This is a genomic window from Paenibacillus terrae (assembly GCF_005217525.1).
GTDB lineage: Bacteria > Bacillota > Bacilli > Paenibacillales > Paenibacillaceae > Paenibacillus > Paenibacillus terrae_C.
Map to the genome: position 1 here is coordinate 252,725 of NZ_PNXQ01000012.1, position 23,262 is coordinate 275,986.

22 protein-coding genes are annotated in these 23,262 nt (G+C 47.8%); 18 read left to right on the forward strand and 4 right to left on the reverse strand.

The genetic code is table 11. The features are described from left to right. Positions 1 to 54 precede the first annotated feature (54 nt). The 9 genes from aspA to C1I60_RS11250 all read left to right on the forward strand — a co-directional run bounded on the left by aspA (position 55) and on the right by C1I60_RS11250 (position 10,903). Entirely contained in the window at positions 55 to 1,464 is a 1,410-nt protein-coding gene (gene aspA, locus C1I60_RS11210; protein ID WP_137062247.1) for an aspartate ammonia-lyase, read from the forward strand. A gap of 165 nt (positions 1,465 to 1,629) precedes the next feature. Beyond that, a complete protein-coding gene (locus tag C1I60_RS11215; protein ID WP_137061786.1) occupies positions 1,630 to 2,220 on the forward strand; it encodes a restriction endonuclease in 591 nt (196 codons plus the stop codon). Between the two features lie 213 nt (positions 2,221 to 2,433). Next, entirely contained in the window at positions 2,434 to 3,438 is a 1,005-nt protein-coding gene (locus C1I60_RS11220; RefSeq protein ID WP_137061787.1) for a BMP family lipoprotein, read from the forward strand. A gap of 28 nt (positions 3,439 to 3,466) precedes the next feature. Next, positions 3,467 to 5,131, forward strand: coding sequence for a methyl-accepting chemotaxis protein (locus C1I60_RS11225; RefSeq protein ID WP_137061788.1), 1,665 nt, complete (start codon positions 3,467 to 3,469; stop codon positions 5,129 to 5,131). 233 nt (positions 5,132 to 5,364) lie between these two features. Continuing rightward, positions 5,365 to 7,794, forward strand: coding sequence for an AraC family transcriptional regulator (locus tag C1I60_RS11230; RefSeq protein WP_137061789.1), 2,430 nt, complete (start codon positions 5,365 to 5,367; stop codon positions 7,792 to 7,794). Between the two features lie 130 nt (positions 7,795 to 7,924). After that, positions 7,925 to 8,932, forward strand: a complete 1,008-nt coding sequence (locus tag C1I60_RS11235) for a tripartite tricarboxylate transporter substrate binding protein (RefSeq protein WP_137061790.1) — start codon at positions 7,925 to 7,927, stop codon at positions 8,930 to 8,932. A gap of 48 nt (positions 8,933 to 8,980) precedes the next feature. Further along, positions 8,981 to 9,982, forward strand: coding sequence for a 2-keto-3-deoxygluconate transporter (gene kdgT / locus C1I60_RS11240; protein WP_137061791.1), 1,002 nt, complete (start codon positions 8,981 to 8,983; stop codon positions 9,980 to 9,982). A 154-nt stretch (positions 9,983 to 10,136) separates the two neighbouring features. Further along, complete coding sequence (locus tag C1I60_RS11245; protein WP_137061792.1) at positions 10,137 to 10,490, forward strand: hypothetical protein; 354 nt, start codon at positions 10,137 to 10,139, stop codon at positions 10,488 to 10,490. Between the two features lie 140 nt (positions 10,491 to 10,630). Continuing rightward, complete coding sequence (locus C1I60_RS11250) at positions 10,631 to 10,903, forward strand: hypothetical protein (protein ID WP_137061793.1); 273 nt, start codon at positions 10,631 to 10,633, stop codon at positions 10,901 to 10,903. 69 nt (positions 10,904 to 10,972) lie between these two features. On the opposite strand, the gene C1I60_RS11255 is transcribed toward C1I60_RS11250, so the two are convergent. The 3 genes from C1I60_RS11255 to fdhF are packed head-to-tail and all read right to left on the reverse strand — an operon-like array spanning position 10,973 to position 14,720. Beyond that, positions 10,973 to 11,251: a hypothetical protein gene (locus tag C1I60_RS11255; RefSeq protein WP_252361679.1), complete on the reverse strand. Its 279-nt coding sequence runs from the start codon at positions 11,249 to 11,251 to the stop codon at positions 10,973 to 10,975. A gap of 29 nt (positions 11,252 to 11,280) precedes the next feature. Then, a complete protein-coding gene (locus tag C1I60_RS11260; protein ID WP_137061794.1) occupies positions 11,281 to 11,763 on the reverse strand; it encodes a helical membrane plugin domain-containing protein in 483 nt (160 codons plus the stop codon). A 14-nt stretch (positions 11,764 to 11,777) separates the two neighbouring features. Further along, positions 11,778 to 14,720 (reverse strand): formate dehydrogenase subunit alpha, encoded by a 2,943-nt coding sequence (gene fdhF / locus C1I60_RS11265; protein ID WP_137061795.1) that lies wholly within the window; start codon positions 14,718 to 14,720, stop codon positions 11,778 to 11,780. 593 nt (positions 14,721 to 15,313) lie between these two features. Here fdhF and moaA point away from each other — a divergent pair. The 8 genes from moaA (at position 15,314) to C1I60_RS11305 (ending at position 21,434) form a co-directional block, all read left to right on the forward strand. Beyond that, complete coding sequence (moaA, locus tag C1I60_RS11270; RefSeq protein WP_137061796.1) at positions 15,314 to 16,327, forward strand: GTP 3',8-cyclase MoaA; 1,014 nt, start codon at positions 15,314 to 15,316, stop codon at positions 16,325 to 16,327. A gap of 39 nt (positions 16,328 to 16,366) precedes the next feature. Further along, positions 16,367 to 17,179: a formate dehydrogenase accessory sulfurtransferase FdhD gene (fdhD, locus tag C1I60_RS11275; protein ID WP_137061797.1), complete on the forward strand. Its 813-nt coding sequence runs from the start codon at positions 16,367 to 16,369 to the stop codon at positions 17,177 to 17,179. Between the two features lie 29 nt (positions 17,180 to 17,208). Further along, entirely contained in the window at positions 17,209 to 17,457 is a 249-nt protein-coding gene (locus C1I60_RS11280) for a MoaD/ThiS family protein (protein WP_137061798.1), read from the forward strand. Between the two features lie 56 nt (positions 17,458 to 17,513). Next, positions 17,514 to 18,218, forward strand: a complete 705-nt coding sequence (locus C1I60_RS11285; protein WP_137061799.1) for a molybdenum cofactor biosynthesis protein — start codon at positions 17,514 to 17,516, stop codon at positions 18,216 to 18,218. A 7-nt stretch (positions 18,219 to 18,225) separates the two neighbouring features. Next, on the forward strand, positions 18,226 to 19,305 hold the full coding sequence (locus C1I60_RS11290; protein WP_434784397.1) for a thiazole biosynthesis adenylyltransferase ThiF: 1,080 nt from the start codon (positions 18,226 to 18,228) through the stop codon (positions 19,303 to 19,305). Between the two features lie 76 nt (positions 19,306 to 19,381). Then, a complete protein-coding gene (gene modA / locus C1I60_RS11295; RefSeq protein WP_137061800.1) occupies positions 19,382 to 20,203 on the forward strand; it encodes a molybdate ABC transporter substrate-binding protein in 822 nt (273 codons plus the stop codon). Positions 20,204 to 20,230: 27 nt separating this feature from the next. After that, a complete protein-coding gene (modB, locus tag C1I60_RS11300) occupies positions 20,231 to 20,896 on the forward strand; it encodes a molybdate ABC transporter permease subunit (RefSeq protein ID WP_137061801.1) in 666 nt (221 codons plus the stop codon). 190 nt (positions 20,897 to 21,086) lie between these two features. Next, positions 21,087 to 21,434: a Na-translocating system protein MpsC family protein gene (locus C1I60_RS11305; RefSeq protein WP_137061802.1), complete on the forward strand. Its 348-nt coding sequence runs from the start codon at positions 21,087 to 21,089 to the stop codon at positions 21,432 to 21,434. A 17-nt stretch (positions 21,435 to 21,451) separates the two neighbouring features. Here the strand turns inward: C1I60_RS11305 and C1I60_RS11310 are convergent, their stop codons facing one another. Further along, complete coding sequence (locus C1I60_RS11310; protein WP_137061803.1) at positions 21,452 to 21,880, reverse strand: DUF4395 domain-containing protein; 429 nt, start codon at positions 21,878 to 21,880, stop codon at positions 21,452 to 21,454. 160 nt (positions 21,881 to 22,040) lie between these two features. Here C1I60_RS11310 and C1I60_RS11315 point away from each other — a divergent pair, with 160 nt between their 5' ends. Next, entirely contained in the window at positions 22,041 to 22,721 is a 681-nt protein-coding gene (locus tag C1I60_RS11315; RefSeq protein ID WP_137061804.1) for a hypothetical protein, read from the forward strand. The last annotated feature ends 541 nt before the right edge of the window (positions 22,722 to 23,262 follow it).

Sequence of the window (23,262 nt, forward strand, 5' to 3'; positions counted from 1 at the left end):
TTCGGCTGGTCTGGATTGAAGATCGTAGTATATATAGCGGAGGAATCGAAGAATATGAGGCTGGAGCATGATTTTCTAGGTACCAAGGAAGTGCCGTCAGACGCCTATTACGGTGTGCAAACACTGAGGGCAAAGGAGAATTTTCCAATTACCGGTCAACGGCTGCATCCTGAGCTGATTAAAGCCATGGCGATCGTCAAAAAGGCAGCAGCAACGGTAAACATGGAGCTGACCCGCTTGCATCGTCCCAAGGCGGAGGCCATTATTCAGGCAGCTGACGAGGTTATTCAAGGGCAGCTGCACGACCATTTCATCGTCGATCCGATTCAGGGCGGCGCAGGCACGTCCATTAATATGAATACAAATGAAGTGATTGCGAACCGGGCGCTGGAGCTAATCGGCAAGCAGCGTGGAGATTATCAGGAGATCAGTCCCAACAACCATGTCAACATGGCACAATCGACAAACGATGCTTTTCCTACGGCAGTCCATTTGGCTGTTCTAAGTATGATTGACAAGCTGTTGATCACGATGAGCGAGCTTCAGGAGGCGTTCTCCCGTAAGGCAAAAGAGTTTGACAGTGTGATTAAAATGGGACGAACCCACTTGCAGGATGCAGTACCAATCCGTCTGGGACAGGAGTTTCAGGCTTATGCACGTGTGTTGGGGCGTGATATTGGACGTGTCCGTGCCACGAAGCAGCATTTGCTGACAGTCAATATGGGGGCAACTGCAGTTGGCACGGGCTTGAACGCGGATCGCCGTTATATTCAGCGTGTCGCCGAGGTGCTGGCGGAAGTAAGTGGTTTCCCTGTGGAGGCTGACGAAAATCTCGTCGATGCCACTCAAAACACAGATGCCTATACGGAAGTGTCTGCTGCGTTAAAAATTTGCATGATGAACATGTCCAAAGTGGCAAATGACATCCGTCTGATGGCCTCAGGGCCGCGTGCTGGTCTCGGAGAGCTGAGCCTGCCCGCCCGTCAGCCGGGTTCATCCATTATGCCGGGTAAAGTAAATCCGGTAATGTGTGAGGTCATCAACCAGATTGCTTTTCAGGTCATTGGGAATGATCATACGATCTGTCTGGCTTCCGAGTCTGGTCAGCTAGAGTTGAATGTGATGGAGCCTGTGCTTGTCTACAACCTGCTGCAATCGCTGGAAATTATGAAGCAGGGCTTTCATGTCTTCCGCATTCATTGTGTGGACGGAATTGAAGCGAACGTGGAGCGGTGTCGTGAATATGTTGAAAACAGCGTAGGTATTATTACCGCGCTCAATCCCCACCTCGGATATGAGGTCGTATCACGCATCGCCCGTGAGGCGATTACAACTGGCAAATCGGTACGCGAGTTGTGTCTGTTGTATAATGTACTGACTGAGGAAGAGCTGGACATTATTTTGGACCCGTATCAAATGACTCAGCCGGGTATTGCCGGAGAGTCGCTGCTGAATAGGGAATAATAGTGCGGAGTTTAGAATGCTGGCAGCTTTGAGGCAAAATGAAGACAGCCCCGTCGAATCCGGCGGGGCTGTCCTTGTGTAACACGGTGTCAGCGTGAGATGTGGAATGCCCTGCTAAGGAATACACCGACCGCTGCACGCCTATTGTAGAAAAGGGGAAGAGGAATGCTGCTGGAGCAATTATCGGCATATAAGGAATTAGGAATAGGATTCATTGTACTACTACTGTTACTTGTACTCATCATCCGAGGACTGATACGTCGGCGCAGAAATCGGATTTTACGTGATCTGGACCCGCGAAAAATCGGGATTCAGGATATAGACCGCATGGAGGATGGCTCAGAATTTGAGCTTTATCTGCAACGGTTGTTATCTGCGCTCGGCTATAAGGACATCTACAAAACGACCAGTAGCCGGGATTTTGGAGCGGATCTGGTGTTTACAGACCGTGAAGGGGTCAGAGTTGTGATTCAGGCCAAGCGTTATGCTGTACAAAATCCGGTCGGTTTGGGCGCTGTGCAGGAAATTTATACCTCCATGCGTTATTATGCGGCTGACAAGTCTGTCGTCATCACTTCCGGGCGCTACACGGAATCTTGTAAAACACTTGCTTCTGTCAACGGAGTTAAGCTATTGGACCGCAACGACTTGGTGGACATGATTGATTGGTTCAAGGCTAAACGCCGTGAGGAGGTCATGGATCTAATAGAAAGCAAAGCCGACGTGATTGCCTCCAAATGGAGCAGGAGCAAATGATAAAAGGGACTGAATTACCGGGCGACGAGATGAAAGCCTGGTAGTCAGTCCCTTTATTTTTAATATGAGGCATGTACTTATGGCGCCCTGAAAGGATTCCCCCATTATACTTTCCCCTTACAATGAATTTACAGAAAATCTTATGAAAAAAAAAGACTTTATAACCGATATAAAGATGTTGGGGATTTGCAAATTATGCTGAGGTGATATGTCATGAAGAAACAGGTTCAGTTATTAACATTGAGGTGGATTCCCATTGTCACCATTTTTGCTTTACTGCTGTGTGCATGCGGGCAGCCAGTAGCACAAACCAAGGCGCAGCCGATTAAGGTGGGAATAGTATTGTCAGATATTGGTCTGGGTGACCAATCTTACAGTGACGCGGCTTTTCGGGGCTTGGTCAAGGCACGGGATGAGGGGAAAATCGTTTTTGAATATCGGGAAATTTCCGAGACCAAAACATATGATGCTGCTTTTGAACAGCTTGTTCAAGAAAAATCCGATTTGATTATCGGGCTGGGGTACATGGTGAAAGAAAGTTTGGAAACCGTTGCGAAAAAATATCCGGATATTAAATTTGTAATTGTAGATGAAAAATCCGATTTACCGAATGTGGCTTCCATTACTTTTAAAGAAGAAGAGGGCAGCTTTTTGGCAGGGGTCGTTGCAGGAATGGCGAGCCGAACCGATCAGGTGGGTTTTATCGGGGGAGTGGAGTCTCCGCTGTTGAAAAAGTTTGAGGCCGGATATCGGGAAGGGGTTCGCTCTGTTAAGCCTGATGCACAGGTTACTGCTACGTATGCGGGAGATTTCGGCAAGCCGGAGCTGGGCACGGAGATTGCACGCGATATGATCAATCAGGATCGAATTGATGTGATCTATGCGGCGGCGGGTCTTACAGGTGTAGGCGCGTTACAGGAGGCACAAAAGCAGGAAAAGTTCGCAATCGGGGTCGACAGCGACCAGTTTTTCATTGCGGAAAAAGCAGTAGTGACCTCCATGATTAAAAATGTGGATGTCGCCATTTACACGGCAGTCAAAAGCTTTGCAGATCATCAAAGAAAATTTACGGACCAGAATATGGTGTTCGGTCTTGCGAAAGAAGGCATCGGTTTGGCGCCTATTCGTGTTTTGACATTGAACCCGGATCAGCAAAAGCTGCTGGATGACTTGAAGGCAAAGGTCAAGTCCGGCAGTCTTACTGTGCCCACCCAATAAATTTTCGTAAAACGGAGGATGATTCCTGATGAAACTGCAAGGTAAACTGGTGCTTAACGCGATGGTTTCCCTGATCGCATGCCTGGCTTTAGTGGCCTATATTATTTTTCAATTGATCCGTATCAACGCGCAAAGCAGTAGTCTCGTTCCAGCTATGCTGAATGTACAGCAGCTCAATGCTTATTTGATTCAGTCAGGACAGGCGCTGCAAAACTACTCTTCTTCCATGACAGAGAGCAATAAAACGGATGTGCAAAACCAAATGGGTCAGGCGGAAAAAACAATCACTTTGCTTTCGCAAGGCATGATGCAGACCGAAGCGCAGCAAAAACGCCTGAATACCGTTAAAACAAAATTCAGCGAATTGAAGGTTGCGACGGATAAAGCGATGAGCACGGGAAGTAGCCCTGAATCCAAACGTAATGCGATGCGTGTACAGGGTATCCAGAACGATGTGTTCATGCTGGATATTCTAACGAAGGCGCGTTATGACGAATATACAGAGGAATTGACCAAGAGTATCCGCTTTACTTGGCAATTGGCCTTGGCAGGTGCTGTTCTGCTTCTGGTGGCGATGGGGATATATAATACATATACATCTAGGCAACTTGCCCTCAGAACCCGCAAGTTGACGGATGCCGCGAAGCAAATTGCCGATGGGAATTTGACGGTGCAGCTCGCACAAACGAAGGGACGTGATGAGCTGGACGAGCTCAATGAATCGTTCCGGTTCATGATCGGGAACTTGCGCAACATTGTGCTCTCTATTGACCAGTCGGGGAATCGTGTTGATCTGATGGCTCGGGATATTGACCAGCATAATGAGGCCATGAAGGAAATCGTGACGCAAGTTAGCACCTCAACAGAGGAACTGGCGATTGGTAGTCAAAAGATTGCCGAGGATCTGTCGACCACCGTTGGCGTTGTGGATGAGATGCAGCAGAAGTTTGAAGCGAATTTGTTGGAGACCACGCAGTCCTCTACATATAGCGAAGACGCATTGCGTGTCATTGAGCAAGGTACACGTGTGATGAGCGATCAGCTACGCATTGTAGCCGAAAATCGTTCAGCGATGTCCGAGGTGGAACAGACGGTCAAGGAGCTGGAGTCCAATGCAGCCGAGATTACAACCATGACCGGCTATGTATCCGAGATTGCCAGTCAGACGTCGCTGCTGTCCTTGAACGCTTCAATTGAGGCTGCGCGCGCGGGTGAGGCTGGAAAAGGCTTTGCTGTCGTTGCCAATGAAGTCAAAAAGCTGGCGAATCAATCGGAGTCGGCTGTGAAGCAAATTTATACCGCTGTCGAGGGCATTACGCAGGCAATGAATAAGGTGAAGACCTCTGTGACACAAAGTCAGGAGCTGTTCCGTGAGCAGGAGAAGGCAACTTCGTCTACCGGGGAATCGTTCACTGAGATTAGCGGCAAAGTTCAGCAAATTGCCAGCCAAGTCAGCAAGCTGTCGGTGGATATGAATGTATCTCGGGAACTGAGTGTACAGGTACAGCAAGCCATTGAGAACATCAGCGCGATTACCCAGCAATCCGCCGCAGGCAGTGAAGAAATTACCGCCTCTACCGTGGAGCAGAAGCGTTCCTTTGAGGAATCGGCTGAGAAGGTGAAAGAGCTTCGTCAGATTCGTGAGGAGATGCAACGGGAGCTGAATCGCTTTCAGGTGGAAAAAACGGGCTAAGTAACATGAAACTAACACATTTATTGGCTAGATGATGAATATAGGATAAACCCATAGAAGAAGTCTTACCCATGAAGGGAGGCTTCTTCTTTTTTTGTAAAAAGTGTCAAATTATTGACAATAATAGCCAACTTTTATTGCTCTCCGTAGAGTTAATAGGCAGGAAATTCCACATCCTGCGTCAAATAGATTTAGGGAGTATATGTTAGCCCATACGTTGTTGGCAAGAGATCATGGAAAACGAAGTCCGGAAGGATGAAGTTACGGGAATGCTACGATTAAAGCTTCGATTGATCCTGAAAAATAAACAGGCAAGGCTGATTCTGCTGCTCACACTAAGCGTATCACTCATTATTAGTGTAATCGGCTTGCTATCGTATTCGGGATACCGCAAGGGCTTGGATACTGAATTAAACACACCAAACATAGAACTGCTGCAAATTAATCTGGATGTGACTAATAGGGCATTTCGTGAGTCCGATAATAAGGCGCTGGATGCGGCCTATTCCCGGGATGTTGAGGCATTTGCACGTTTGCAAACGGATGAAAAATCGCTATCCAACGCTTCCGTCATCAAACGGCTTCAAAAATACTTGAAAGCCCTTTCTTCGCATGAAGAGATTCATTCGGCTGAAGTTATTTCTTTTGAAAATCATGCTCTCGTATCCAGTGAATACGGCTACTTGCCCGATTGGGACCAAGCGCCGGATACGACTTGGGTTCCCTGGATTCGGGACATTCAAAGGAAGCCATTACTGATTAAGCGAAGATGGTACGGCGCAAATCATGAAAATGGAACAGTAGAACTGCTTTCGCTGGCTAGACCCGTGGTAAAGGATGGACGGGTTATTGGTGCAGTGCTGGTCAATCTGGATTATGACCGTTTTTTCTCCAAGCTGTATATTCATTTATCCAACTCGCAATTTGTGTACGATCTGGAGGGGGAGTTGATCTATCCCAAGTTAAAATCTTCAGTGCCCTTAAACGAAATGGACAGGGTTTTGCAAGAATTGGATGTGAGCCCCTATGCTTATGTGGTGGTAGGGGGGATGGAGTATATGGCGAACCAGACTTTTTCCGATGTGACGGGCTGGCGTCTGGTATCACTTGTTCCTATGGACAAGCTGCTGAAGCATGTTAAGCTGGCCCGCAACATGATGCTGTGGTTGGCCTTTATTTCTATACTGGCGGGTTGCTCAGCGGTCTATTATTACAATTATGCCGCATTTCGTCCTATGAAAAGAATTAATAGCCTGCTGAATTTAGGCTACAAAGGAACGCGTCAAGGTGGACTGTATGATCTGGAGTCGGTCATTGGCAAGCTGGTTGGAGAGTTTCATCGCAAATCATTGGTGGTGGAACGAAGCTTACCGGAGCTACGTTCCAAATATATTGAAGATGTCATCCAGCGTAGAATGGGCATACAGGAAATGCGCATGAAATGGGAGCAGTATTTTTCCGATTGGGACGGAAGCTCTTTGGCTGTGATGATCGTGTCGATCGATCGGTATTCTACTTGGGCAGCAAGCTTTCCAGTGGAGGATAAAATGCTGCTCAAATATGCGCTGAACAATATTTTGCTGGAATGGCTTGAACCTCACTGGAAGGCGGTAAGCGCGCCAGAGGAGCAAAGCGGGTTCGTTGTACTCCTACAGTTCAGTGAGCGCGAGGATGAAGCTGTAGATGGGACTAGGACTGAGACTGGTGCCGATGCCAAAGCCAATGTCAAAGAAAGTGCTCTGCTCCGCAAAAGCGCAGACAGGCTGATTCAGGTTGTAGGTGAGCATCTTCCCCTCACTATTTCTATAGGAATCGGTCATGTATTTTCGGATATCTATGAGGCACGTCAGTCTTTTGTAACAGGGAGAGAAGCCCTTGGTTTGCGTTTGTATGAGGGATATGGACGTTCGCATATGAGTACGGACCGCATGGGGGAGGGCGCCCACATCTCATCAGCGGTGGGAAACCGGAATGTGGAAATCATTCGTGCCCTAGAGTCACAGGAAGCCGGAGCAAGTATAAAGCTGATCAGCCAATGGGGAGAAGAACTTCGTCTTCACAGGACCTCCCCGGTGCAGGTGTACTTGTCTGTTCATGAGCTGATGGAGAAATTGCTGAAATGGTGCATGACTCATAGTGTGACGCCGCCGGATCAACTGGTCGATTACCACTGGAACCAGATTCTGACGCTTGATCTTCCAGATCTGGAGAAGCAATTGTTTTCGATTGTGGCTGATATCGGAGAAAAACTCTCTGGACACAGACGGTCCAAGGAGTTTGTACGTGTACAGGAGATGATGGATTATATGGAACATCATTTGCATTTAAATATTGGGCTTCAGGAAATTGCAGATCAGGTTCATATGAGCGTGTCATCGGTGAGCAGTATGTTCAAGGAAGAGACAGGCAGTACCGTGTACGATTACTTGACTGGTTTGCGAATGAAAAAGGCGTGCGTTCTATTGCGCGAAACACATCTGAAAATCGCAGAGATTGCTGATCAGGTCGGCTACCGGAATGAGAACAGCTTTATCCGTGTATTTCGGAAGCATAAACAGGTGACCCCTGGGAAATTTAGGGAAATAAGCAAATGTTCCAATGGATATGCAGATCCGCCAAAAGGTCGGCATTTTGGGGATTTGGAAGATAAATTCGAAGATTAAGCGATAGCTGTCCCCCCTGCGTTGCGGTACATTGACTTCATGTAAACGCAAAAATCATGGCTGAAAACGTCTGGGGGTGAAAACGGGTGCGTGACTGGCCCAGTTCATTTTTCGGAAAAGAGGAAGCGTAATGAAGAACAAGCCATGGCAAAAATATGTGCTGGTTGCGGCGGGAGTGGCTTTTCTTTCTGCCTTGAGTATCAGTGAATATGTGGATCAACACGCCTTGCATGACCACAGTGGTGCATTTCCTGTGAAGCCTATTACCCTCGTCGTTCCATATGCGGCGGGTGGCGGGACGGATATCACGGCAAGAGCATTAGCGAAAGCCGCCGAAAAGCATCTCGGTCAGCCGATCATCGTCGTTAACCGGACGGGTGGAGGCGGTTCGGTCGGACTGATGGAAGGGGCTGAGGCGCAGGCGGACGGCTACACTGTAACCTATCTGGTTGCGGAGCTGACCACATTGCCACATCTGGGACTGCTGCCCCTCACCTATGAGCGCTTTAAACCTCTGGTCCAAACCAATATGGACCCTTCTGCCATCACGGTTAGAGCGGATGCGCCCTGGACGACGGCCGAAGCATTTCTGGAGGACGCTCATGCTCATCCCGGCAAGCTGAAAATGGGCAATGCAGGCACGGGGAGCATCTGGCACCTCGCTGCTGCGATGCTGGAGCAAAAAAGCGGAGTCCGCTTTACCCATATCCCCTATGAGGGGGCAGGGCCAGCCGTATCAGCGTTGCTGAGCGGCTTCGTGGATGCTGTGCCGGTCAGTCCTGCGGAAGTGAAAAAGGATGTGGACCAAGGGAAGCTGCGCATACTGGCGATACAGGCAGACACCGTTTCGGAAGCGTTTCCAAATGTACCGACGTTACAGCAGGCTACTGGGCTGCGTGTACATTTTATCGGGACTTGGAGAGGGCTGGCTGTGCCCAAGGATACGCCGGATGAGATTGCTCAAACCCTGGCGGACGCACTGATCAAGGGGACGAAAGATGAGGAATTCAGGGAAGAAATGCGTAGGCATGGATTGGGGCTACGTGTTAAGGATGCAGAAGCATTCGCACGACAGTTGAAGGAAAGCCATGACACCTTCGCAAGACTGATTCCCGAACTAGGCTTGAGCCGCAAGTAAAACGGCCTTGTTTTTGCGCTGGCAAAAACGAAAGGGTTGAATGAAGTTATGAAAATCAAACAAAACATTGATAAAATTCCAGGGGGCATTATGCTGGTGCCGCTGTTTATAGGCGCATTGGTTCATACTTTTATGCCTTGGGCCGGGGACTACTTTGGATCGTTCACCAAGGGGCTAATGACTGGGACGGTACCGATTTTGGCGGTGTGGTTTTTTTGTATGGGTGCTTCGATTGATGTACGAGCTACAGGTACCGTATTGCGTAAGTCAGGTACACTCGTATTGACTAAAATTGCAGTCGCTTGGGTGGTGGCGATCATTGCGTCTAAACTGCTGCCCGTCGGTGGCGTGGAAAGCGGGCTTTTTGCCGGACTGTCGGTATTGGCGCTGATTTCCTCCATGGATATGACGAATGGTGGGCTATACGCCTCCATTATGCAGCAATATGGTTCCAAGGAAGAGGCAGGGGCATTCGTGCTGATGTCCTTGGAATCGGGTCCGTTAGTGACCATGCTCATTTTGGGCAGTACCGGACTGGCTGTTTTTGAGCCGCAGGCTTTTGTGGGGGCGGTATTACCATTTCTGGTCGGGTTCATACTGGGTAATCTGGATCATGATTTTCGTAAATATTTTGGTAGCGCCACGCATGCGCTTATTCCATTTTTCGGTTTTGCACTGGGCTGTTCCATCGATCTGAGTGTGATTATTCAAACCGGCTTGCTTGGTATTATATTGGGCATCGGCGTCATTATTATTACAGGCATTCCGCTGATCCTGGCGGACAAATATATCGGCGGTGGCAACGGTACAGCAGGACTTGCAGCCTCCAGTACGGCAGGTGCGGCGGTGGCCAATCCGGTCATTGTTGCGAATATGAAGCCAGAGTTCCTGCCTGTAGCGCAATCAGCAACTGCGTTAGTAGCTGCTTCGGTCATCGTTACCTCTATATTGGTGCCCATTTTGACGGCTTACTGGTCCAATTATGTTAAACGCAAAGGAGAATCCAGGGGAGCCGGGCCTGTAAATCCTGGCGCGAATGTGCCTAAATAAAGCTCGGATGATCCCGGATCGACTTATTCCAGATCATTTTCTGAGCCTCTCCATTACCCGGGAAATGCTTTTGCAGAAACTAACTCATATACTGACACCACAAACTTGTCCTAAAGCGCTTCCGCAAACATACATATGTAAGCAGAGGAGCGTGATGGAATTGGAGAACAAGGTGCGTCGCTACTATCAGTTAAAGCAGAAGCAAAAAGAAATAGAAGGCGAACTGACTGATTTACGTAATGACATTACAGCTCATTGTGCGCAGCAGGGAGTGGCAGAATGGGAAATTGGCAGCTACCGGGTGAAAATTGTGCAACAGCACCGCAAAGAATACGATCATACCAAGCTGTATGATTCGCTGCCTGATCCGCAGCTATGGCGCTTGTTTTCCAAACCGGATACTTCGAAGATTGCCAGTTTGCTTAAACTCAAGGTCATCGCAGAGGAGCAAATCAAAGCTGCTGTTTCTCTCAAAACAGTGACGCTTTTGCAGGTGGACAAAAAATAAAAGGCAGATCATAGCGTTACTTTATAAAGTGCTGTAGCCTCAGAAAGGTTGTTCGGTATGCGTCCGAATAGCCTTTTTCGCCTTTCCAATTTGCGTGATAGCTTTGGAGTGGTGTAATCTAGTAAAAGTTGGTTGTTCATATGATTCTCCATATCCTGATCTTTGTCCATCTACTTCATCGGAACGACCATACTATGGATATGAAGGGGTTGCTGTTCCGCAAGAAATCAAGCAACAACGCAATCCTCCGTATCTGTCTGCTGGTGATCCTGCTGATTTGGATCGTTTATGCTACCATTTTACATACAATTCCGCTGTTTTCGGTCATTAGCTTTACGCTGGTTTTTATCAATTATGGTATTTGGCTGTTGCAATTTTTGACGGAGAGACGAGGCAGGGAGGTTCGATTGTAGACAAAGCATCAAGGGAACATGAAAAGAGCTGACACCCGTTTGCGGTGGGTCAGCTCTCTTTTACTGTTGTTACCCTTGGCCGTTAAGCACCTGTCGAAAGTAAAACCGATACGTATTATAAAGGAATGTTTGGAGTGGAAGCAGGACCTCCAACTGGTATTTACTCATGATAAATGGGAAGCGTGTCTTTCCTTTTTGCCGAAGCTCCCTGACCGTGTCTTCATTCATTTCCGTTGTTGTGGCAAGCTCCCCAATCAAAGTCTCCACATATGGCCAACAATGCTCCAGCAATAGCTGAAGGCATTCCTGATCGTCCTCCTGCTGATAGCGTCGAATATAATCTTGCAACTCTGTATCCACCTCCACGCTATATTCAGCTACTTATCGGACAAGCTTTTTCCCAGCCCTTTGAGAAAATGAATGCCAAAACCCATTGCCCGGTTTACATCCGGATCATTCATGGCCTTCATGAGATCGCGCAGGCGGGTCTTTTTGTTCTGTTTTAGATGCTCTTCGGCTTCGTTCAGGCCTGAAGTGACGCTGCCCACCAGCTTTTTCATCAGCTCGGGGTCTACCTCGGACAGCATGCCGGCTGCTCCCATCAGATTGTTGATGATGTTCGTCACAGGCTTGCGCGTCGCTTGTCCTACAGCAATTTTAGCGATGCTTTCCTTGGCTTTCAGCATAGACTGAGCCGCTTCGAGAAGACCGCTATCGTGCAGCTCACGCACAATTTCGAGCGTCTTCTGCAATGCGGCCCCGTTGGCTGCCAGATCAGCAGTAAGCTGATCCAGCGATTGCTTTTGCCGTTCTTCTTCTGTCAACACACGCTTTCGTATGATTGAAATAGGCTTAGCCATGAGTCTGACCTCCTTTATTTTTGATCCACCAGATCGACGTATCCGGGACGATTCCATTTCCGCTCCACTTCAACCCCATTTTGCGGATGACGCTGTTTATAGCGCGGGTTGATACGTGGCAGCGGATTTTGACCATCGACCTCCAAAATGTGCATTCGTACCTTGTTTTGCTTATAAGCCGGTGTGTTGGTGATTACATCGAATGCTCCGCCAGTTAACAGGTTCACGGCGCTGTCATGGCTGCTGGAGTGCATAGGTACGTAGACATCGGTTCCCTGCATCCGGTCGGTGATGAGAACACGCAGCTTCACGGCACCATATGGCGATTCCAGACGAACCAGCGATCCGTCCTTGACCCCGCGTTCCTCAGCTAATTCAGGGGATACCTCCACAAATACGCTTGGAAGCTTGAGCTGGATACCCGGTGATTTGGTCGTCAGATTTCCTTCATGGAATTGTTCGAGCAGTCTGCCGTTGTTTAAGGTCAGATCGAACTCAGCCGGATATTGTTTAGGCGGTACATATTCGAAAAGACCGAGACGTGCCTTTTTATCCGGGAAGTTAAAGCCGTTGGTGTGTAAAAGCGGCGTGTTGCTGCCATCGGGCGATCCCCAGTGAAAGCTGTTCCAGCCTTCCAATACGTCATAATTACATTGGGAGAAAAATGGAGTGAGTGACGCCATTTCCTCAAAGATTTCACTTGGATGGCTATAATTCCAATCAAATCCCATGTGCTTGGCAAATTGGCTAAAAATCCACCAGTCCGGTTTGCTGTCTCCTACAGGTTTGAGCGCCTCATATAAACGCTGCACGCGACGTTCGGTGTTCGTAAAGGTACCGTCTTTTTCGAGCGAAGGTACGGCGGGCAAAATGACATCTGCGAATTCTGCTGTTTTGCTCAGGAATACATCCTGAACGACGAGGAAATCCAGGTTCGCCAGCATTTCCTGTGTATGGTTGGAGTCCGCATCCACCCACGCCATTTCTTCTCCGGCGATATACATCGCTTTTAGCTCACCTGTTTCAATGGCCTCCAGCATTTGGATATTGTCCAGTCCGCGTTGGCCCGGAATGTGTACCCCGTAGGCCGCTTCGAACTTGGCACGAATGTCATCGTTGGTGACAGGCTGATAGCCCGGGAAAATATCCGGCATCGTGCCCATGTCAGCAGCACCCTGAACATTGTTATGTCCGCGAAGCGGATACGCGCCTGCACCTGGACGCATAAAGTTTCCGGTCACCAGCAGCAGGTTGGCAATCGCAATAGAGGTGTAGGAGCCTGCGATGTTTTGCGTCACACCCATGCCCCAGCAAATGGCAGTGCCATCGGCTTCATGGACCATAGTCGCTACCTCAATCAGCGTCTCTTTGGAAATGCCCGTTTCCTGCTCTGCAAATTCCAATGTAAAGTTCTCCAGCAACTTCAAATATTCGGGATAAAAGTTTACATGTTCTTCAATGAATGTTGCGTCATGCCAGTTTTGATCAATGATGTACTTGGTTACAGCGGATAACCATACATAATCTGTACCTTGCTTCGGACGAATGAACAGGTCCGCACGATCCGCCATTTCATGCTTGCGCAGATCGACCGCGATCAGCTTTTGACCGTGCAGCTTATGCGCACGTTTAATACGGGTAGCCAGCACCGGATGTCCTTCTCCCGGCGCACAGCCGACCAGCATGACCAGACCTGCTTTGGCAATGTCTTTAATCGTACCGCTGTCCCCGCCAATGCCTCCGGTGTGTTGCAGCCCCCATGAGGCGGGGGATTGGCAATACCGTGAGCAGTTATCGACATTATTCGTTTGGAATACCTGACGCGCCAACTTTTGCATCAGATAGTTTTCTTCATTCGTAAATTTGGACGAGGAAATAAAGCCGAGCGCCTCGCCGCCGTGTGTTTCTTTAATAGCACCCATTTTGCTGGCCATCAGGCTTAGTGCTTCTTCCCAGGTCGCCTCCACAAATTCTTCACCTTGACGAATTAAAGGGGTGGTCAAACGTTGATCACTGTTCACAAAATCCCAGCCGAATTTCCCTTTGACGCAGGTCGAGATGCCGTTCACAGGTCCTTCAGAGGTAGGCTGTACCTTCAAAATTTTGCGACCCTTGGTCCAAACCTCAAAGCTGCAACCTACGCCGCAAAAGGTGCAAACGGTTTTAGTTTTTTTCGTACGGGTTTCACGCATGGCTGCTTCTGCTTCGGATATGGCAAAAATACCGCTATAGCCTGGCTCCACTTCCTTAATTAAATCTATCATCGGATTTAACAAGTCCTTCTCCATGCCGCTCATGAAGCCGGCTTCACCCAGCATGGATTTCTCCATCAAGGCATTACAAGGACAGACCGTTACACACTGACCGCAGCTGACGCACGAGGAATCGTTAATCGCAACACCATCATCCCAAATGACGCGAGGGCGTTCAGCTTCCCAGTCGAGAGACAGGGTTTCATTGACCTGAAGGTTTTGACATACCTCTACGCATTGGCCGCAGGCAATACACTGATTTGGGTCATATCGGTAAAACGGATGGGACATATCGACTTCCGTCGGACCAACCTTGGGCTGATATGGATATTTTTGATGCTCAATTTCCATAAGCTCTGCCGTATTATGCAAGGAACAATTACCATTGTTGTTATCACATACGGTGCAGTAGAGGAGGTGATTTTCCAGCAACCGATCCATGGCTTCTGTTTGGGCTGCTTTGGCGCGGTCCGAGTTTAATTGAATATTCATTCCGTCCGCAGCAAGTGTCGAGCAGGAGCGAACGAGCTTGCCGTTGACCTCCACGATGCAGGTATCACAGGTGCGGATCGGATCGACCTCGGGAACATAACATAGTTGGGGTTGGGCGATATTATTTTCGTTAATGACTTCAAGAATCGTTGTGCTGTCTTTGGTTTTCAGTTCCTGTCCGTTTAATGTAATTTTGATCGTACTATCAATCACGGTTCAGGCTCCTTTCAGATTTGAAATGTAAAAATTAGAAATAAAAAAAACTCCACCATAAACACAAGTGCTCGGGAGGAAGCACTTGTGTTTATGGTGGAGTAGTGACCAAGCTCTAGGTCCTGGAGGCCAATCCGCCATATGCGTATGTATTAATAACAAACGGTACACACCGCCTGTATATCAATAACCTGAATATGTCATTTTCTGCATGTCATTAGGTGTAACTATAACGTAAAATTTAAGATAGTTCAACGGTACATTATTAAAATTTTTAATTGATAATGATTATCGTTTGAGAAACGAAAAATCATTGACAAACGTTCGAGGATTGCTAACAATAAGAATGTAATCTATTGCAGAGCATTCGTGAATGGAGTGTGCGTGGGGAATCGCGTATACTTTATTTGTCGCAGCGCTTGTTAGTTTGATTTTTCTATATCACATGATGTGAGGATTCGTAGAATCCTGATGTAGATAAATTAACCGGCATTTAGCAGATTCTTCGATGTGTTCGATGGCGAAGGATTTGTTGTGATGTCGGTTTTTTAGTTCTGGATAAAATGAATTGAAGACGGATTGAGGTGAGCGGGATGGCGAACCGGAGCGATGATCAATGGAATCGTCCGTTACGGGACTTGAGAATATCCGTCATAGACCGGTGTAATTTTCGGTGCCGGTATTGTATGCCGGAAGAAATCTTTGGCCATGACTATCCGTTTTTGCCAAAAGAAAAAATATTGACCTTTGAGGAAATTACCCGGCTTTCCCGTATTTTTGTCTCTCTGGGAGTTACCAAGCTGCGCATTACGGGCGGCGAGCCGTTGCTAAGAAAGGACTTGGCTTCGCTCATTCATTCGTTAACTCAACTCGAAGGAGTTGAAGATATGGCTATGACGACGAACGGCGTATTTCTTCCTAAATATGCAGCGGCGCTTCGAGAGGCAGGATTGAAGAGAGTGACAGTCAGTTTGGATTCGCTTGATGATGATCGCTTCCGCCTGATGAACGGGGGAAGAAGTAGCGTGCAATCCGTGCTGGATGGTATTGATGCGGCAGCACAAGCGGGGATGCAGGTAAAAATCAATATGGTCGTGCAAAAGGGCTTCAACGATCAGGATATTGTGCCCATGGCCGACTATTTTCAAAAGAAAAAACATATTTTGCGGTTTGTTGAGTTTATGGATGTAGGTAACACCAATGGCTGGAAATTGGATCAGGTCGTCTCCAAGCAGCAGATCATCGAAACCATTCATAAGCAAATGCCGCTGAAGCCTGTCCCGCCCCATTACAAAGGCGAGGTTGCGACGCGTTACAGATATCAGGACGGCGAAGGGGAAATTGGGATTATTTCGTCCGTTACGGATGCCTTTTGCTCCACCTGTACGCGGGCCAGGATTTCCGCTGAAGGCTCCTTGTATACATGCTTATTTGCTTCTCAAGGGTATGAGCTGCGGGGGATGCTGCGTTCTGAACAGTCCGATGATGAGATAAGGGCTTACATTGAGCGTGTGTGGAGAGGGCGTACAGACCGCTATTCGGAGGAACGGCTGAACCATACGCAGCAATTAGCATCCAAAATTGAAATGTCACACATCGGCGGGTAACCGAAAAGCCAGCCTGCCAGAAACAAGGGAGTGGAGCACATGGAAAAGCCGGCTGAGATCAAACGCCAGATTCTCCGTTATCGTGACGGTCAAATCAAGCGTGATGAGGACACTGTGGTGACGGAGCATCCGGTGACGATCAAAATCAATCAGCAGGAATTTGCCACCATGGTTTGTACACCGGAGTATGTGGAGGATATGGCAGTAGGCTTTTTAGCCTCGGAAGGTGTCATTCAACAGTATGATGATATTGAAGATATTTGGGTTCAGGAAAAAGAAGGCTTTGTTCATATCAAAACCCGTCGGATGAATGAGTTCTATCAAAACTTTCATTCCAAACGGTACATTACCTCCTGCTGTGGGAAAAGTAGACAGGGCTTCTACTTTATGAACGATGCCAAAGTGGCAAAAAGAATGAACGACACCCATGTCATGCTGTCTTTTGACGACTGCTTCCGCCTGATGAACTTGATGCAAAATTCGGCGCACACGTTTCAGGAGACCGGAGGCGTCCATAATGCCGCACTGTGCGACAAAGACGGAATCATCCTGTCGAGAATGGATATTGGCCGCCACAATGCGCTGGATAAAATCTATGGATATTGCCTCAAGCATGATATTGTGTTACAAGATAAAATTATTGTGTTCAGCGGGCGCATTTCGTCTGAAATTTTGTTGAAGGTCGCCAAAATTGGCTGTGAAGTAGTGTTGTCCAAGTCGGCTCCGACAGAACTTGCGCTTGAATTGGCTGAGGATCTGGGCATTACTACGGTAGGCTTTATACGAAATCATTCTCTGAATGTATATACGCATCCCCAGCGGATTGAGGAATTGGTTGAATCTAAAATATAGTGTGAACATTTCTGGGGGTGAACATTTAAATGAAATATCATATTCAAGTATTTGCCGGTCTTGCGGAGCAGATGGGAGGGCCTATTATCACAGTACCCACCGATCAGGAAACGATGACTATTGCCGCGTTAAAAGACCTGCTATCCGAGCGCTTTCCAGAAGTAGCCGCGCAGTTGCGGGGTTCTTTTGTTGCCAAAAACCAGGCTTATGCCGCACCGGAGGATCTGGTGAGTATAGTTGACGAAATTGCCATCATTCCCCCGGTTTCAGGAGGGTAACTTCGATACAGGCTAAGCGAGTTTGATAGGATAGGTGCAAAGGGGGTCAAATGCATATGCAATACCGTATTCAACTATTCGCGGGTATGGCGGAGCAGCTTGGTCAATCCGTGATCACGCTGGAGCTTCCGCAGGAAACGTTGACTATTGCAGACATTCGAAAAAGCTTGAATGAGCAATATTCGGAAGCGGCTTCACTGCTGCAAGGTTCTTTTTTTACGAATAATAAAAAACTGGCTTCTCCAGAGGAACTAATACATCCTTCAGATACAATCACCCTTCTTGAGTCCGCACCAGGGATGGAAACGGTCATTTCGCCATGTGGCTTGTTTGCGATCACGTACGATCCGATTGATGCTGATGAGGTGACCGCGAAGGTGCAGGACCCATCCCATGGAGCTTCCCTGACCTTTAATGGAACGACTCGGGAATATACACAAGGTCAGCGTACGGTGTTGCTGGAATATGAGGCGTATGTCCCGATGGCGATGAACACGATGAAGCAGATTGGTGACGAGATTGCAGAGCGTTGGCCGTCTACACGTACGGCGATTACACATCGGCTTGGTACGGTGAGGATTGGAGAGACGAGCGTTGTGATTGCTGTTTCTGCTGCACACCGCGATACTTGCTACGAAGCCAGCCGCCATGCGATTGAACGCTTGAAGCAAATCGTGCCGATCTGGAAAAAGGAAGTGTGGGAGGACGGCTCGGAATGGAAGGGGCATCAGCTAGGAGGTTGGAACCCTTATGGGGCGTAAAACAACGATGTCTGAAATGAAGAAGGATCAGAACATGAATGCCGATGTAGAAGCGCAGCCCCACGCGTCTCATGCCCGATATTCAAGGCAAGAGCTGTTTACGAAAATTGGGCCAGCAGGACAGCGAAATATCCGCAGCAAGCACGTGCTTATCATTGGGGCTGGAGCACTGGGTACCGCCAATGCGGACATGCTGGTGCGAGCGGGCATCGGACGGCTGACGCTGGTGGATCGAGATTATGTAGATTGGAGCAATTTGCAACGCCAACAGCTCTATGATGAAGCGGACGCTCGTGATCATATGCCGAAGGCGGTGGCAGCGCAGAAGCGATTGCAGCAAGTCAATTCAGACGTGGACATTCGCGCGCTAATTCGGGACGTTTCGCTGGAAGAAATCGAGGATATTGCAGCAGGTGTGGACCTCATTGTAGATGCCACCGACAATTTTGATACACGTCTGCTCATTAACGATTACGCGGTCAAGCACCAAATTCCCTGGATTTATGGGGCTTGTGTGGGGAGTTACGGGACGACCTTTACCATCGTGCCGGGACAGACACCGTGCCTGCATTGTCTGCTCGGAACCGTACCGCTAGGGGGCGCGACCTGCGACACGGTGGGTGTGATTAGCCCGGCTGTACAGATGGTCGCAGCCTACCAAAGCGCCGAAGCACTGAAGCTGCTCACCGGGGACGACTCAGCGCTGCAAGGCAAGCTAATTTCCTTTGATCTTTGGAACAATCAGCATCAGGCGATCCAGATCAGCGCGATGAAGAAAGCCGACTGCCCAACGTGCGGCGAGCATCCGGTGTATCCTTTTTTACAATCGGAGCATCAATCCAAGTCGGCTGTTTTGTGTGGACGTGATACGGTTCAAATCCGCCCGGCCTCCGGTGCTGTGCGCGATCTGAATGAAGCGGCACGTCTATTGTCACGCCAGGGAGGCAGAGTAGAACATAATCCATATCTGGTATCCGTTGTGATTGGGGCGCATCGATTGGTTCTATTTCAGGATGGACGCGTTCTGATCCATGGCACGAAGGACATCGCCGAGGCGAGATCTATTGTTCACAAATATTTGGGCTGACCCAATAGAGTTGAACCGTTATGAGGTGTACATCGTTATACCCATTTCGGAATTTATAGGACAGGGGAAGAGTAAGTTGAAAATGAAATTTGGCTACATATTCACGTTGGTTGGATTGTTGGCATGGGTGCTGGCTGGTTGCTCGTCTTCGGCTGCTGTACAGTCGACACAATCTGCACCAAAAACGGAGATCATCGTATCTGCCGCTGCGAGTCTTCAAGATAGCCTCAACACGCTCAAGGACCAGTATGAAAAGCAGCATCCAGATATCAAACTTACCTTTAACTATGCTTCATCCGGCACATTGCAAAAACAGATTGAGCAAGGCGCACCCGCTGACGTATTTATTTCGGCAGGTATGAAGCAAATGAAGGCATTGACCGATGCTTCTTTAATAGAAAAGGATAGTGTACTACTCCAAAATAAACTGGTTGTGGTTGTTCCACAGGATAAGTCGAAAAGCACGGATAACAAAAATATTACACTCCATGATCTGACAAGCCCATCCTTTCTGAAAGTAGCTGTCGGGGAGCCAACTACCGTTCCTGCTGGACAGTATTCCAAAGAAGCGCTGACGAAGGCCGGACTATGGGACAAGCTGGAGTCGAAGCTGGTATTCGCCAAGGACGTAAGACAGGTATTAAACTATGTAGAAACAGGCAACGCCGATGCGGGACTCGTCTACCTGACGGATGCCAAATCTTCGGATAAAGCAGTCGTTGCACTGGAAGTGCCTGAGGAACTTCATGCTCCGATTCTGTACCCGGAAGGTATTGTAAAAGCAACGAAACACAGCAAGGAAGCTGGTGAGTTTCTCGATTTTCTGCGTACGGATGAAGCGATGGGCGTATTCAGCAAGGACGGATTTTCAGCTCCTACAGAAACGACTGGAAAATAGCATCCATCTATAAAGGAGGGGGTCCCGTTGGATTGGTCAGCTTTTCTTCCTCCGGTTATCGTATCCGTCAAAGTAGCCGTCGTCGCCAGCATCTTTGTATTTCTGTTAGCTACCGTGGTGGCTCGGATGATGGCGAACTGCAAGCTGCGGAGGGGAACCAGCGTGATCGAGACGGTCTTGCTTCTTCCGCTCGTCTTGCCCCCCACGGTCGTTGGCTTTATTTTGCTCATCTTGCTGGGGAGGAAAAGCTGGATCGGTATAGCCTTCGAAAGCCTGTTCCAGCAGACGATTGTATTTACGTGGGGAGCTGCGGTGGTGGCTTCTGTAATTGTGGCTTTCCCACTGGCTTATCGGACGATCAAGGCAGGTTTTGAAGCCGTCGATCCCGAGGTAGAGCAGGCTGCACGTGCCCAAGGTGCCAACGAATGGCAAGTATTTCGCTACATTACAATGCCTCTTGCCTATCGCCCGCTCATCTCGGGATACATTCTTGGATTTGCCCGGGGATTAGGAGAATTTGGCGCTACGCTGATGCTTGCGGGTAATATTCCCGAACAGACCCAAACCCTGTCTACGGCGATTTACACCGCGTCCGAGGCCGGAAATATGGCACTCTCCTGGAGCTGGGTGGCCGTCATCATTCTGTTCTCTTTTATCATGTTGATGCTTTCAAACCGATTGGTGAAGGATTAGCCCGCTATAGAGTATGAAACCTACGCAGTCTGCCGATGGAGCAGGCTGTGTTTTATTTTCTTATGTTTGGCATATATCACAAAGCATGTTCCAAAAATCACTTTCGTTCAATCTCTGTTTTATATGAGAGAAATCAGTTATGATGGAAATAGTAACAAGGATTTTAGTAGATTTAGGAGAGCGGTGCGATATGAGAAAGGAAACGGGTTTTAACGAAATTATTCGAAAAGTACGTAAAGAGCTATTTGGAAAAGGCCCGGAACGCATACATACAACCTTTGTAGATAACATGGCCATCACGATGCTGTACGGTAATTTAACCCCTTCTGAAAAATTTCTGGCACAAGAGGTTGCCGGGAAAGAGATGGTGCATGCAGCCCGAACCAAAATGGTTCAGAAAATCTATCCCGTACAGTTCAACAAAGAACTGGAGGAATACATGGATTCCCGACTGCTGCACCTCTTTTCAGATATTAAGGTGGAAGAAGATATAGCTATCTCTGTTTTTGTGTTTGAGGATACGATTGTTGCAAAATAGAATGAAGGGGAGGCAATCTATACGTGATTTCTTCTCCGATATTGATATTGGGACCATTGGTAGAGAATAAAGCATCCGACACAAAAGCCCAGAATAGCCACCAATGCCGCAACCAGCACCATCGCTGAGAACACATAAGCGACAACACTCCATTGGAACGTAAATCCTGCCAGAGCCACCAGCAGAAAAAAGACGGCAAGGAGTTGATTAAATCTTTGCTGTCCCTGGTCTTCCTGCACATATGAGGAAGGGCTTTTCTTTAAAAACAGCTTGGCTACCCGCATCACCGGATTGAAGTTGAAAAGCACACCGAGCAACCCCGCAACCAGCGGAATAGCTAACACCCCATACGCCCCTGTAATCCAGGTAAAGACCACAGACAGCACAATCACCCATTGATTAGTCCTGACCAACGGACGGGGAATCGAGGCTGGAACTTGACTCATATATATCATCCTTTTCACATCGGAATAAAATAGTTGAGATCATTATAACGTAATGGTTGGGGAATAGATAGCTGAAAAATGGTTTGTATGATCATTACTATAGACCCATTACCAAAGACATGGTAGAGTTTTGGTATATATTCGGTAAAGGGGTCAGTTTATGAAAAAGGTATTGTTATGTTTATGCGTAGCAGGAGTCGTTCTATCGGGCTGTACTACTTCCAAGAGCGGTACCACAAGTACAGAGAGTGCTACAAGTTCAAATGCATCAGGAGGCTCTGCCAGTTCAACTGTACATGAGACGGTAGCGACTGAAAATAAGGGATATCAAGGTAAAATATCATTTCGCAACGTAGGCTGGGGGATGAGTAAAGAGCAAGTAAAGGCATCTGAAGATATGAAGGTTGAGGAAGAAGATCAAGAGTCGATTGCCTATTATTCCAAGATATTGGGACTGGAAAGCGGACTCATGTACTTTTTTGTGGATGATCAATTGGTTCGTGCAGGTTATTTAGTTACAGAAAAACATACGAATAAGAATGATTATATTGAGAATTATAATGACTTAAAAAAGAGCCTAACGGAGAAATACGGCAAGCCTAGCAGTGATGATACCCTTTGGAAGGGAGAGTTATACAAAGATACACCAAGCCAATGGGGAATGGCTGTAGCGACAGGTGAATTGCATTATCAGGCAGCATGGGAGACAGAAGATACAGAAATTTTGCTTGATTTACAAGGTGATAATTTCGAGCCCCAACTGAGTCTATTGTATGACAGCAAGGAACTACAGCATTTGAGTGAGCAGCAAAAGGATCAGGAATTGAAAAAGAATTTATAACAGAACAAGGCATGGGTTTTATAGGCTTTGAGTGCGAACCCCAAGCGCACATGAAATCCCCGGGACATTCGCACCCCGCGCCAGACAAGGGATTCAGCGATTTTGGGGTGTGGTTTCAACATTTATTGCTACGTTAAAAAGAGATTTGCGAAAAATCGTTTACAAAGCCTAGCTGGGTAAGGCTTTGTAACGCGTGCTGTCGCTCCTTATGTAGGAGCGTGGATTGAAATTGTAAAGAACAAGGCCACCACACCGTAGTACAAAACAGTCGCTCCTTATGTAGGAGCGTGGATTGAAACATCAATCTTAGTTATTTTTGTTATGTTGGATGCTGTCGCTCCTTATATAGGAGTGTGGATTGAAACACATATGCCTCTGGCTCGGTCATTACATGGATTCTACGTCGCTCCTTATGTAGGAGCATACATTGAAACTAGTCATAGATGAGGTCCGTCACTCTCTGCACGAGGAAGATACAACAACCGATAATCGTCCTTAGTTTTTGTTAAAAAAATGAAATAATCCAAAAACACCGAATATT